The sequence below is a fragment of the Neobacillus driksii genome, from assembly GCF_013409995.1.
Classification (GTDB): Bacteria; Bacillota; Bacilli; order Bacillales; family Cytobacillaceae; genus Neobacillus; species Neobacillus driksii.
In genome coordinates, this window is the sequence record NZ_JACCBX010000004.1 from 177389 (window position 1) to 189111 (window position 11723).

The following is an 11723-nucleotide window of genomic DNA, read 5'->3' on the forward strand; positions in this document are numbered from 1 at the left end:
ATGAAATTTGTAAAAAATGACCAAACTGCTGTTTTTGCTTTAGGCGGTTTGGGCGAAATCGGAAAAAACACATATGCAGTACAATTTCAGGATGAAATCATCCTGATTGATGCAGGGATCAAGTTCCCAGAGGATGAGTTATTAGGGATTGATTATGTTATTCCCGATTATACCTACTTAGTAAAGAACGAAGATAAAATTAAAGGGTTATTTATTACCCACGGACATGAGGATCATATTGGCGGTATCCCTTATCTGTTACGACAAGTAAATATTCCTATTTATGGCGGAAAGCTGGCATTAGGACTAATTAAAAATAAACTTGAAGAACATGGGCTTTTAAGAACGGCAAAGTTAAATGTCATTCAAGAAGATGATGTAATCAAGTTCCGCAAGACGTCTGTTTCTTTTTTCAGAACCACACATAGTATTCCAGATTCTTACGGAATCGTTGTAAAAACTCCGCCAGGGCAAATCGTTCATACTGGTGACTTCAAATTCGACTTCACTCCAGTAGGTGAACCGGCTAATTTAACCAAAATGGCTGAAATCGGAAAAGAAGGCGTACTATGTTTATTATCAGATAGTACGAATAGTGAAATTCCAGAATTTACGATGTCCGAACGTCTTGTTGGCGAAAGCATTGATGACATTTTCCGAAAGGTCACGGGCCGGGTAATATTCGCTACCTTTGCGTCTAATATCTACAGATTGCAGCAAGTAGTTGAGGCGGCAGTTGCTAACGGTAGAAAAGTTGCAGTTTTTGGCCGCAGTATGGAATCCGCTATTACGATTGGTCAAGAGCTTGGCTATATAAATGCACCAAAGGAAACGTTTATTGAAGCAAATCAGATCAACAGACTTCCTGCAGACAAAGTAACAATTTTATGTACCGGAAGCCAAGGGGAAGCTATGGCGGCCTTATCTAGGATTGCTAATGGCACGCATAGACAGATTCAAATTATTCCAGGGGATACTGTTGTTTTCTCATCTTCACCGATACCTGGGAACACCATTAGTGTTAACAGGACGATTAACATGTTGTTCCGAGCTGGTGCTGAAGTGATACATGGTAAACTTAGTAACATCCACACCTCAGGACATGGCGGACAAGAGGAACAAAAACTAATGCTCCGTTTAATAAAGCCAAAGTTCTTTATGCCTATTCACGGAGAATATAGAATGCAGAGAATGCATGCTAAACTAGCTGTTGACTGTGGTGTTGAAGAAGAGAATTGTTTTATTATGGACAACGGTGAAGTATTAGCTCTTTCCGATAACAGCGCACAAGTAGCAGGGAAGATCCCTTCAGGCTCCGTTTATATTGATGGCAGTGGCATTGGTGACATCGGAAATATTGTTTTACGTGATAGAAGGATTCTATCTGAAGAAGGATTGGTCGTTGTCGTAGTGAGCATTAATATGAAGGACTTCAAAATTGCTTCCGGTCCTGATCTGATTTCTAGAGGGTTTGTCTATATGAGAGAGTCAGGTGATTTAATTAACGATGCTCAGAACCTGATTACCAAACACTTAAATAAGGTAATGGAACGAAAAACAAGTCAATGGTCAGAAATTAAAAATGAAATAACTGATACATTAGCACCGTTCCTTTACGAAAAAACAAAACGCAGACCGATGATTTTACCAATCATTATGGAAGTATAAGAAAAAGCGGAAGTGCCTAAAAAGGCGCTTCCGCTTTTCTTTTTGTCTAGCTGCAGCGCCTAGGGGCTCGGGGTCATAAGCCAATCCGTCTAGAAGGTAAAGACCAACCTTCTAGACGACTCGTCTTATGCCTGTCGCCCCTGGTCAAGGCGCTTCCGCTTTTCTTTTTGTCTAGCTGCAGCGCCTAGGGGCTCGGGGTCATAAGCCAATCCGTCTAGAAGGTAAAGACCAACCTTCTAGACGACTCGTCTTATGCCTGTCGCCCCTGGTCAAGGCGCTTCCGCTTTTCTTATTGCATAACCTTCCGCTCAAAACGATCAATGTCTTCATCTGTTCCAATAACAATTAATACATCGTTTGCTCGGATATCTTCATTTGCCTTTGGAGATACGATGATATCCATCCCTCTTTTAATCGCTACAATATTTAAACCATATTTCTTTCGAATATCTAAATCAATGATTGTATGACCGCTTATCTTACTGTTGGCTACGATTTCAACGATGCTATGTTCATCCGATAACTCTAGATAATCTAACACACTGCTGGACGCCATATTATTAGCAATTCTTCTTCCCATATCTCGTTCAGGATGGACAACCTTATCAGCGCCTATCTTCACAAGCACTTTCTCGTGATAATCATTTTGTGCTTTAACTGTAATATGATTTACCCCTAACTCTTTTAAGATCAAAGTGGTTAAGATACTAGATTGAATATCGTCACCAATCGCCACTATCACGTGATCGAAATTTCGAATGCCAAGACTTTTTAGTACAGCCTCATCCGTTGTATCCCCCACAGCTGCATGAGAGGCTATCATAGCGTAAGCATTTACTCTTTCTTCATTTTTATCAATTGCCAGTACCTCAAACCCTTCATCTGAAAGAGTACGACAAATACTGCCACCGAAACGACCTAGTCCTATTACTGCAAAATTTTTTCTCACTAAAACTCCCCCAGTAAATCAATTAACCATTTTCATTTTAGCATATCCAAATTAGTTGAATATACTTATTTATTCGTTACCATTTCTTTTCTGCCTCTTCTTGATATAGAGGTAAATGAAAACAGATGCCACCGCTAGAATTATTATTATCGGGATATTACCTACAATAAAAACAAATAAACCCGAAATGGCTGCTAACATCATGTTTGTGCTTTTCATAAATTGCTTTTTTGTTTTATCCCAAGTATTTAAATCTTCATCCTCAAGATTAGGGACGATGACCTTATTTTCATATAATGCTATATGAACTGTAGATAATGAAGTCTGATTTTCTAAATATTTCATCCTTCCTTGAATCGTTTCAATTTCTTCTTGAACTGCAGCTAAATCTGCAGAAATTTTTAATAAATCTTCTGTCTTTTGTGCAGATTGCATAAATGATGTTAACCGTTCTTCCACCACTCTTTTTGATTTAAGTCTTGAGTCAAGGTCAACATACTCTTCGGTGACATCTGTTCCAGTTAAATTCCTCTGGAGCACCTCAGCAGCTTGACCCTCTGCGTCATGCAAAAAGGCTTGGAAATTTTTTTGCGGGATACGAACCGTAATTTGCCCGCTTATTTGTTCTACACCGTCCTTAGAAACATTGGATTCAGAGATATAACCGCCATACTTAATAACCTGTTCTTCTATTGTTTGCAAGGTTTCTTCAAATTTCTTTACGCGAAGCTGTAAATCGGCTTGATAAATAACCATTTGATTAGGGACTTCAATATCTGTCGGAGCAGCTTTCTCTTGTTTTGCATTATTATCAAACGATACTTGTGACTTTTCTTCCATAGCAGGCTGTCCTGAATCCATTTTCGCACTACTGTCACTGCTCATCTTTGACTCTTCACTTTTACTGCTTGAACTACAAGCCGATAGAAATAGAATCAAAGAAAGGAAAACAATTATTCCAATCACCTTTTTCATTTCGATAACCCCCTTTTGTCTATGTATTAATACCGACGTAAAAAAATTGGGATGGTTACAGAAAATAAAAAAGACTACTCGCTAAATAACGAACAGTCCTGTCATTGTTTATTCCGGTTTTTCTAATTCGTCTAGTACACGGTTGACTCTCTTTTCGAGCATTTTCATGCCGCTTCCACCTGCTTGGAAGTGACGGAGTTTGCCTTCACGGTCGAATACGTAATAAGCAGGGACATATTGGTTTTCGAATGCTTCTGTTAGTTTATGTTCACTGTCAACAAAAATCGGCTGATTGATTCCATGTTCTGCTGCCACTTGCTTGATTTGCTCGAGGTTTAAGTCCTCTTCAGATCTAGGCATATGGACTGCCACCACATTTAATTTATCTTTATATTGATCACGGAATTGATTAACTTGAGGCATAGCTTCTTTACATAAGTAACAGCTGACTGACCAGAAATGAATAAGTGTTGGTTTATCACCGACTAAATCCTCTCTTGTAACTTCTCCATTTAACCATTCAACGGCACCAGTTAATTCTGGCATTGGCTCACGTAGTTTCATGACATATCCCCTTTTTAAAAAAGACCTAACTCGGAAGGTTAGGTCAATCATTTTAGATATGACTGTGTTAAACTTGGCTGTTGCTTTGCGCTCCACTAAGGAATGCTTCTTGGAATAATCATCGCAGGGACAGGCGGTCCTTGCCTGTCCCGAGGCGCTATGCTTTCCGCGGGCTCGCCCGTGAGCCTCCTTACAGCTTCGCACCTGCTGGGTCTCACTCAGCTCGTTCATCCCGCAGGACTTTGATTTACATCCTCGAATTTGCCCACGAACGAAGAAAATGCGATAGCATTTTCGAGGAGTCAACCGCCTTCTGCTCCAATCAACAGGTTCTAAAATCAACAGTATTCTTTAACACAGCCTAGATTTAAGAATTAAGCATTAAGTGTAGCTTGTCCTGGTTTCCAGTTCGCTGGGCAAAGACCACCAGTTTGCAATGCTTGAAGAACACGTAATGTTTCATCGACATCACGGCCGATATTGTTGTGGTTAACAACAGAATACATTAATTCACCTTCAGGGCTGATAATAAATAAACCGCGAAGCGCAATTCCTTCCTCTTCAATTAAAACGCCATAATCGCGCGCTACAACATGGTTAGTGTCTGCAGCTAATGGATAGTTCAAATCACCAAGGCCATTGTTTTTGCGGTCTGTATTAATCCAAGCAAGGTGTGTATGTATTGTATCAGTAGAAGCACCAATAACAACTGCATCTAAATCATCAAATTCTTCATAACGGTCTGAAACAGCAGTTATCTCTGTTGGACATACAAATGTAAAATCCATTGGATAGAAGAATAACACAGTCCATTTGTCATTTTTCATGTTTTCTTCAAGGCTTACTTTTCCAAATTCCTTGTTTGGTAATACAGCATCCATTTCAAATCTTGGTGCTTGCTTTGCAACCATACGTTCCGGCATGTCTAATCCCTCCATATTGTATTAAATAGTCCCTTAATTGGTTTACCCTATTTACATAAAGAATAAACGACGATATTTAACAATCTTTTCTAATTTTCAGTTTAACATTTTTACACATTAGAATAAAATAAAACGCCTTGTAGAAGGGTGTTATATCAATTTCCTTTATACGTCATATAGCTAGTAAGAATATTAATTGCTACTTCGATTGCATCTTCCTTTGGATTTAATTTGGCATGGTGCAGTCCATACGGTGAATCCACACCTAACCAAAACATAAGTCCGGGAATTTCCTTCAACATGTATCCGAAGTCTTCCCCTGTCATTGCCTCTTGGCATTCAATAACCTCTATAGTGGTTTGTGACCTCATATATTGAATGAACTCTCTCGTAATCTCCTCATTATTGTATACCTGGTGGTACATTGCGCCATAATCAATCACAGCTTCACATTCAAAACTGGTCTCGATCCCTTTTACCACCGCGTCGATCCGTTTCTTAACCCTATCCATAGATTGATCTGAGAGTGTACGAATCGTCCCTTCGAGTCTTGCCTTTTCAGCGATAATATTTTGAACGGTTCCACTCGTGATTTTTCCAATCGTAATGACTGCACTATCTAATGGATTAACATTGCGTGAAATGATTGTTTGAAGCTGACCGACAAGCGAGCAGGCAGCAATTACCATATCATTTGTTAAATGTGGATAAGCAGCATGCCCTCCCTTCCCTTTTAGGTCGATAAATAACTCTGATGTGTTAGCAAATAATAACCCTTCTTTAAGGGCAATTGTTCCGACAGGATATTCTGGAGCGATATGTAAGGCAAAAATAATATCTGGCTTCCATTCCTGCATTATCTCGGATTTCAGCATTGGTTCCGCACCGCCTGGTCCCTCTTCTGCAGGTTGAAAAATAAACAAAATGTTATCTTCAATGGGATTTTCGACAAAATGTGTCAGCACGCCAAGAGCAATACTCATATGAAAATCGTGGCCGCAGGCATGCATTTGTTCCTCATGGGTAGAAGAAAACTCTAATCCCGTTTCTTCAACGATTGGCAAACCATCAATATCGGCACGGTAACCAATGGTTTTTCTTGGGTGTAGACCATGAACTTTTACAAAAAGTCCAGTGTTCCATTTTTTAATGGATATTCTTTCTTTTGATAAATTTTCTATATACGATAGTAAATAGGCTTGAGTCTTATATTCTTGAAATCCTAATTCAGGAATTAAATGCAAATCACGTCGAATTTTAATAAAAGGGTTCATTCTATTGCTCCTTTACTAGAAAGAAAGCGTGGAGATTATCCACGCTTTACTTTGTCTTAAGATTATAGCTGGCGGAGTTCTTGCATAATCTCCGTTTTAGATTTAGTCTTTTCATCAATATCCTTAATTTTTTTAGCAGGAGTTCCAGCTACTACTGTAAACGGGGGAACATCCTTCGTAACAACTGCACCAGCAGCAACCACTGAACCTTGTCCCACTCTAACCCCTTCTAAAACCACTGCATTTGCACCAATTAGTACATCATCTTCGATAATGACAGGCTGTGCGGAAGGCGGTTCGATTACGCCAGCCAAAACGGTACCAGCACCAATATGACAGTTCTTTCCGACTGTAGCTCTTCCACCAAGAACCACACCCATGTCGATCATGGTTTTTTCGCCAATAACTGCACCAATATTAATTACAGCACCCATCATGATTACTGCATTATCCCCAATTTCTACCTGGTCCCGAATCGTTACTCCAGGTTCAATACGAGCATTAATATTTTTTGTATCTAATAATGGAATCGCTGAATTGCGGCGGTCATTTTCAACTACATAATCTTCAATTTTTGCTTGGTTTGATTCTAGAGCTGGGTTAATATCAGACCATTCACCAAAAACCACACCGGTACTACCATTAATAAAGGTTTTAGAATTGCTTCCAAAATCAATACCTTCTAAATCACCTTTTACATATACCTTTACCGGTGTTGACTTTTTGCTGTTTTGAATAAAAGAAATAATTTCATTTGCATCCATCATTTTCATACTACTACCTCCAAATATAATTAGGTTTACTTTACCAAACTAAAGTTTGGAAAACAAGAGAAATGAACGTAATTATTCGCCGCTTTGACTGCTATGTTCTTTAATGAGATCCACGAACGCTTGCACTTGTTTGAGTTTAAAGGAAGACTCATACGCTAGTAACCAAGTATCACGTTGTAGAGCATCACCATTTTCATCTAATAACGGAATTTTATAAATTTCTTTTTCACTATTATTCAACGTTATGCCTGGTAAGATTGAATATCCTAAACCATTAAAGGTTAATTGCTTACATGTCTCAATCTGGTCGACAACAATTGTTCGTTTGGGAGAAGTTTTGAATTGGCGCATCCACCAATCTTGTATTTCCTGATAATAATTCGAATCACTTTTGAATTGGATGAAAGGTCTGTCTGTTTCCAGTAACTGTTCAGGTCTGGTAATATCTCGATCAACTAAAAAAAGCGGATCGCTGAATAGTTTAATTTTTACCCCTTTCCAGTCTGGCATTCCTCGAATAATACCAATATGTACTTGATCATCATATAAACTTTTCAGTATTTCACTGCTCCAACCAGTGATAAGTGAAATTTTCGCCTGCGGATAGGTATCACTATATTTCTTTAAAACAGGTGGCAGCCAATTTTGACCAACAATTGAAGCCACTGCAATTTTTAATGTTCCTGATACCCCAGATTGAAGGGAATGTATTGTTTCTCGAACCTTTTCTTCTTTCCCAAGAACTTCGTTTACAAATTGAATGACATGCTCACCTGCTGGAGTAAGGGCAAGTCCTTTTTGCGATCGGATAAATAGTTTGGTTCCCCACTCTTTCTCTATGGTTTGAAGTCGTTGTGATAACGCTGGCTGTGATACGAAGAGCCTCTCCGAAGCTTTACGCATATTCATCTCTTGAGCTAAAACAGATAATAGGTGAAATTCAGATATAGAGGACAAAACCATCCACCTTTATACTTTATTAAACATCACTATCTTATTATATAGAGAAAATTAAAACTTTTCATTAGTAAGCTGCAATATTTTATTTAGAAAAAACCCTGCATATTTTATGCAGAGCCACGGTTTTGTTTAGGAATGAATGATATCAGGATTAAACTTATAATAGCAAAGGCAAGTACTACATAATAGACCCAATGTAAGGATTGAGTCAGGCCCTCCTGAAGCAGTTCTTTCACTGTTACATGTAAATTTGCCCGTTCATTTTCCTTTAATAATAAGTTTGCGGAATCCACTGTTAGTTTTTCCTCAGTACTTAAAGCATTTGCACCTAGGTAGTTTGCAAGCCGATTATTAAGTATTCCTCCAAGTAATGCTGCACCTATTGTGTTTCCTAGATTCCTCATAAACATGTTAGCAGCAGTTGCAACACCTCTTTGCTGCCAGCTTACGGTACTTTGAATAGAAACTATAAAAGCAGTCGACGTTACTCCCATACCAAAACCAACAATAAACGAACCTGCTGCCGCCCAAAGAGGTCCTGAAGAGGATGTCATGGTGACAAATACCACACTGCCGAGGATTAAGGCTGCACCGCCGATAAGAGATGTTTTACGGTATCCCAGAGAATTTAACATTTTTCCAGAAAATGTAGACGCTATCGGCCAGCCAATCGACATAGTTGTTAATGTAAATCCTGCAACAATCGGTGATTGTTCCATTACCCCCTGAACAAATGTCGGGAGAAAACTGGAAATCCCAATTAACATGATTCCTGTTGTCAAACTTGTTACATTGGCAACAAAAATAGAGCGTTCCTTCCAAATGTTAAATGGCATTACAGGTTCTTTGACGCGACCTTCATGAAAGACAAAGATACCAAGTGTGATAATGAATAGGACAGCCAAAGCTATTATTTGCCAAGAGCCCCAGGACCACCTTCCGCCACCCTCAACAAGTAAAAACATTAATGATGAGATGGAAATGGTTAATAAAAATGCACCTATGTAATCAATTTCATGTTTTTTCTTCTCAACGTTTTCGTGCAAAAAGAATCCTATACCAGCCAAAGAGAGAATTCCTAGTGGAATGTTTATCCAAAATACATAATTCCAGCTTACATACTGAACAAGCAATCCACCGACTGCTGGTCCCGTAACTGCAGATATTCCCCATACACTTGCCAGGTACCCCTGTACATTTGCTCTTTCTTCAGCTGAATAAATATCGCCCACAATAGTGGTGGCGATAGGCGTAACAGCTCCTGCCCCAAACCCTTGGATTAACCGGAAAAGAATTAATGATTCCATCGACGTGGCAAATCCGCAAAGAATGGATCCAATTAGGAAAATAATGATTCCGATAAAGAGAATCGGTTTTCTACCGAATAAATCTGATAATTTACCATAAATCAGCACTGTTACCGCATTCATTAATAGATAAGCTGAAAAAACCCAACTGTAGAGAGTAAAGCCGCCTAGGTCAGCCACTATAGCCGGCATAGCGGTAGAAACAATTGTTGCCTCAATTGCTCCCATAAACATCGCAAGCATGACTGCTGCTAGTACAAGTGGTCTATTTGTCTGCCCTCTTTTAGGCTGGGAAATCGGAGCACTCATTTTTGCACCTCACTTTCTCAGGAAAATAATACAGCCCCCATCCGGGAGCCTTATTTATCACTTTTATTCATCTTATTAACAGCTAAATTTAATTGTGTTAACACCGTACTTCTAGGCAATATGCCTTCAAAATAACCATCCTCTGTGTCTACACAAAGAAAAGGATGATTTACTAAAAGTCTTAGACAGGTTTTAATGGAAGCAGTATCCTTTACACGCGGAACAGATACATTCATAACCTCTTCCACTCTTTTCTTTTCAAGTTGTTCAAATTCTATTCTTTCAAGACCGAGAATGGAATCCATTATAATCGGGGTACTAATTAGACCATGTAATTTATAATGTGGATCTAGTACAGGAATGGCCGTATATCCACTTTTGGTTAAAACTAATAGTGCATGTTCTAGATTATTTCCAACCTGCACATGAGCAACACGCTCAGATGGAATCATTAATTTCCGTATATCTATCTCTAAAAATTCTCCACTGTGAAGACTTATCATCGCCGAAAACTCCTCAATGTTTGTTATACCACATGTATATTCTACCATAGTTTTCGGAGAACTGGGTTTTTTTATGAAAATACGTAAAAAGATAGGAACCGTAACCGGCTCCTACTGGATTAAATCAAAAATTTCGATGGTGATCATGTCAACATTATCAAATTGATAACGCTTTGGCTTTTCCTTTTCATTATATATTTCCAATTCAAATGTTTCTGTTTTTGGATGAAATGTTACCTGACACTTTCTTTCGCCATTCACTTCGAAATAGCGTTGTGCCGGTTCACCCCCATTAGACTGTTCCTGAAGGTTTTTTAAACGGGTTAATATCCCTTGAAGCTGTGACATATGCTACGTCTCCTTTCAAACACAAGCAAACTTTCTACTGTTATGTTTCTCTTTTAGCCTATTTCTATCCTTATCGATTATTTCCAGTGATAATCTCAGGTAGCAAATATGCCAATATTAAAAGAATAAAATAACAGAAAGCATTTGTCCAAATAAAAATGAAAAAAATGGGAACTTTTTTTCAATATGCTTTCTCAATGATCGATTTAGGGATATTATCATATAAATAATCAGCTATCTTCCAGCTGCCATCCATTTTCTTTAACATAATTCCCTCGTAATGATCTTCATAACTTACCGGACCATCGGTGGTGGAAGGGAAAAATTGCAGAACATATATACTTTCTGGGAAAATGACTACTTTTGTTTCTCCTGAATATTGAAAAAACGGAATATAATAAAATGCAAAATCAGAACCATATGTAACAAATTTACCCTCTTCCTCAAATATATTCTCGTCCCAAAACAATTTTTGATATTCCTCTGAAAAATATGGGTTTAATACATCTCTGATTTCTTGTTTTGTTCTTGTTTGATCACTAAGTGAAATTTGAGCCTGAAAAGCTTTCTGTAAGAAGCTAAAAACATCATTTTTATCGCTTAGACTATCTTTTGCGTTTGGAGACAAAGGTATTAATAGTAGTACTATGAAAAGTATTAGTAACGTTTTCTTCATTTCCTTCCCCTCCTCTTCTTTCAGAACCTATATGTTAATATTCATTTTATCAACAAATATTCCATCCAAACGCATATAAAAAACGTAAAAATACTGCAGCAAAAGACATTAAACCGCAAATTTTTTAAATTACTTCTGGACAACCCACGAAAAAACTTATAAAAAATAGGCCCTCAAATGAAGGGCCCTATCGTAAAAAGGTAATTGCACAAAAAAGGATGATAAAAAGAACCAAGGCAAAAAATATACCATATGATAAAAATATCGGATTGCTAAGGTAAATATGTTTTTGTACTGGCTTAGGGATATTTGTATCAATGTCTCCGTCAGCAGCCTTTTGTTTTCTTGCCACAACCAATGTATACACAAGCGAAACCGCAAGAACACCAACAATACCGATGGATAGTGCATTAACAAATAGATTCATGAGCGATTTCTCCTTTAATCAAGTTACTATTAAAGTTCCACTTTATGAATCATTCTATGCAATGGAG

At 38.2% G+C, this 11723-nt stretch carries 13 protein-coding genes; 1 reads left to right on the forward strand and 12 read right to left on the reverse strand.

Going from position 1 to position 11723, the window contains the following annotated elements; translation table 11 throughout:
- Positions 1-1668 (forward strand): ribonuclease J1, encoded by a 1668-nt coding sequence (rnjA, locus tag F4694_RS10170; RefSeq protein WP_179597458.1) that lies wholly within the window; start codon positions 1-3, stop codon positions 1666-1668.
- A 289-nt stretch (positions 1669-1957) separates the two neighbouring features.
- On the opposite strand, the gene F4694_RS10175 is transcribed toward rnjA, so the two are convergent.
- The 12 genes from F4694_RS10175 to F4694_RS10230 all read right to left on the reverse strand — a co-directional run bounded on the left by F4694_RS10175 (position 1958) and on the right by F4694_RS10230 (position 11656).
- Positions 1958-2617 (reverse strand): potassium channel family protein, encoded by a 660-nt coding sequence (locus F4694_RS10175; protein WP_179597460.1) that lies wholly within the window; start codon positions 2615-2617, stop codon positions 1958-1960.
- Between the two features lie 69 nt (positions 2618-2686).
- Positions 2687-3592, reverse strand: coding sequence for a DUF4349 domain-containing protein (locus tag F4694_RS10180; protein WP_179597462.1), 906 nt, complete (start codon positions 3590-3592; stop codon positions 2687-2689).
- Between the two features lie 108 nt (positions 3593-3700).
- Positions 3701-4156, reverse strand: a complete 456-nt coding sequence (locus tag F4694_RS10185; protein ID WP_179597464.1) for a TlpA family protein disulfide reductase — start codon at positions 4154-4156, stop codon at positions 3701-3703.
- 374 nt (positions 4157-4530) lie between these two features.
- Complete coding sequence (locus tag F4694_RS10190) at positions 4531-5079, reverse strand: peroxiredoxin (protein ID WP_179597466.1); 549 nt, start codon at positions 5077-5079, stop codon at positions 4531-4533.
- Between the two features lie 155 nt (positions 5080-5234).
- Entirely contained in the window at positions 5235-6353 is a 1119-nt protein-coding gene (locus F4694_RS10195) for an N-acetyldiaminopimelate deacetylase (RefSeq protein ID WP_179597468.1), read from the reverse strand.
- Positions 6354-6415: 62 nt separating this feature from the next.
- On the reverse strand, positions 6416-7126 hold the full coding sequence (gene dapD / locus F4694_RS10200; RefSeq protein WP_179597470.1) for a 2,3,4,5-tetrahydropyridine-2,6-dicarboxylate N-acetyltransferase: 711 nt from the start codon (positions 7124-7126) through the stop codon (positions 6416-6418).
- 72 nt (positions 7127-7198) lie between these two features.
- Positions 7199-8083, reverse strand: coding sequence for a LysR family transcriptional regulator (locus F4694_RS10205; RefSeq protein WP_306458464.1), 885 nt, complete (start codon positions 8081-8083; stop codon positions 7199-7201).
- A 110-nt stretch (positions 8084-8193) separates the two neighbouring features.
- Positions 8194-9702, reverse strand: coding sequence for an MDR family MFS transporter (locus F4694_RS10210; protein WP_179597474.1), 1509 nt, complete (start codon positions 9700-9702; stop codon positions 8194-8196).
- A 50-nt stretch (positions 9703-9752) separates the two neighbouring features.
- Complete coding sequence (cbpB, locus tag F4694_RS10215) at positions 9753-10205, reverse strand: cyclic-di-AMP-binding protein CbpB (protein ID WP_179597476.1); 453 nt, start codon at positions 10203-10205, stop codon at positions 9753-9755.
- A 111-nt stretch (positions 10206-10316) separates the two neighbouring features.
- A complete protein-coding gene (locus tag F4694_RS10220; protein WP_045515459.1) occupies positions 10317-10553 on the reverse strand; it encodes a YkuJ family protein in 237 nt (78 codons plus the stop codon).
- Between the two features lie 181 nt (positions 10554-10734).
- Positions 10735-11229, reverse strand: coding sequence for a DUF3993 domain-containing protein (locus F4694_RS10225; RefSeq protein ID WP_179597478.1), 495 nt, complete (start codon positions 11227-11229; stop codon positions 10735-10737).
- Between the two features lie 187 nt (positions 11230-11416).
- Positions 11417-11656 (reverse strand): hypothetical protein, encoded by a 240-nt coding sequence (locus tag F4694_RS10230; protein WP_179597480.1) that lies wholly within the window; start codon positions 11654-11656, stop codon positions 11417-11419.
- Positions 11657-11723 lie beyond the last annotated feature (67 nt).

What these genes read in the sequence shown, in the direction of transcription:
- rnjA (WP_179597458.1), top strand. Translation starts at nt 1, where the DNA reads ATGAAATTTGTAAAAAATGACCAAACTGCTGTTTTTGCTTTAGGCGGT.
- F4694_RS10180 (WP_179597462.1), bottom strand. Translation starts at nt 3,592, where the DNA reads ATGAAAAAGGTGATTGGAATAATTGTTTTCCTTTCTTTGATTCTATTT.
- F4694_RS10185 (WP_179597464.1), bottom strand. Translation starts at nt 4,156, where the DNA reads ATGAAACTACGTGAGCCAATGCCAGAATTAACTGGTGCCGTTGAATGG.
- F4694_RS10190 (WP_179597466.1), bottom strand. Translation starts at nt 5,079, where the DNA reads ATGCCGGAACGTATGGTTGCAAAGCAAGCACCAAGATTTGAAATGGAT.
- F4694_RS10195 (WP_179597468.1), bottom strand. Translation starts at nt 6,353, where the DNA reads ATGAACCCTTTTATTAAAATTCGACGTGATTTGCATTTAATTCCTGAA.
- dapD (WP_179597470.1), bottom strand. Translation starts at nt 7,126, where the DNA reads ATGAAAATGATGGATGCAAATGAAATTATTTCTTTTATTCAAAACAGC.
- F4694_RS10210 (WP_179597474.1), bottom strand. Translation starts at nt 9,702, where the DNA reads ATGAGTGCTCCGATTTCCCAGCCTAAAAGAGGGCAGACAAATAGACCA.
- cbpB (WP_179597476.1), bottom strand. Translation starts at nt 10,205, where the DNA reads ATGATAAGTCTTCACAGTGGAGAATTTTTAGAGATAGATATACGGAAA.
- F4694_RS10220 (WP_045515459.1), bottom strand. Translation starts at nt 10,553, where the DNA reads ATGTCACAGCTTCAAGGGATATTAACCCGTTTAAAAAACCTTCAGGAA.
- F4694_RS10225 (WP_179597478.1), bottom strand. Translation starts at nt 11,229, where the DNA reads ATGAAGAAAACGTTACTAATACTTTTCATAGTACTACTATTAATACCT.
- F4694_RS10230 (WP_179597480.1), bottom strand. Translation starts at nt 11,656, where the DNA reads ATGAATCTATTTGTTAATGCACTATCCATCGGTATTGTTGGTGTTCTT.